Here is a 700-nt window from a genome sequence, read left to right on the forward strand (position 1 = left end):
AAAGTTAGTTTGTCTAGCATCTAAAAATAAAAATTGACGTTTCACGTTGTTTGTTTCGTTCAGTTTTCAAAGAACTTTTTTGGTGGAGCCTAGCGGGATCGAACCGCTGACCTCCTGCGTGCAAGGCAGGCGCTCTCCCAGCTGAGCTAAGGCCCCAAACAATTATCGGGAAGACAGGATTTGAACCTGCGACCCCCTGGTCCCAAACCAGGTGCTCTACCAAGCTGAGCCACTTCCCGAAAGAAAACGCGCCCGAGAGGAGTCGAACCCCTAACCTCTTGATCCGTAGTCAAACGCTCTATCCAATTGAGCTACGGGCGCATATGGTGCCGAGGGCGGGGGTCGAACCCGCACGGTGGTCACCCACCGCAGGATTTTAAGTCCTGTGCGTCTGCCTGTTCCGCCACCCCGGCATGTCATATTGGAAATTGGAGCGGAAGACGGGATTCGAACCCGCGACCCCAACCTTGGCAAGGTTGTATTCTACCACTGAACTACTTCCGCAAGACATGTTTGAGTTATTTCATTAAAAGTGCGGGTGAAGGGAGTCGAACCCCCACGCCAAAGGCGCTAGATCCTAAGTCTAGTGCGTCTGCCAATTCCGCCACACCCGCATATTTCATTAAAATGGTGAGCCATGAAGGATTCGAACCTTCGACCCTCTGATTAAAAGTCAGATGCTCTACCAACTGAGCTAATG

6 tRNA genes are annotated in these 700 nt (G+C 51.4%); all 6 read right to left on the reverse strand.

Annotation, left to right across the window (positions count from 1 at the left end):
• Window positions 1-80: 80 nt before the first annotated feature.
• Window positions 81-156 (reverse strand) — tRNA-Ala (locus tag FS802_RS30655).
• A gap of 9 nt (window positions 157-165) precedes the next feature.
• Window positions 166-239 (reverse strand) — tRNA-Pro (locus FS802_RS30660).
• An 8-nt stretch (window positions 240-247) separates the two neighbouring features.
• A tRNA-Arg gene (locus FS802_RS30665) sits at window positions 248-321 on the reverse strand.
• Between the two features lie 3 nt (window positions 322-324).
• Window positions 325-413, reverse strand: a tRNA-Leu gene (locus FS802_RS30670).
• Between the two features lie 16 nt (window positions 414-429).
• Window positions 430-504: transfer RNA gene (locus FS802_RS30675), tRNA-Gly, on the reverse strand.
• A 29-nt stretch (window positions 505-533) separates the two neighbouring features.
• Window positions 534-614: transfer RNA gene (locus tag FS802_RS30680), tRNA-Leu, on the reverse strand.
• Window positions 615-700 lie beyond the last annotated feature (86 nt).

Origin of the sequence: Bacillus sp. DE0042, assembly GCF_007680225.1 — a bacterium.
Lineage (GTDB): Bacteria > Bacillota > Bacilli > Bacillales > Bacillaceae_G > Bacillus_A > Bacillus_A wiedmannii.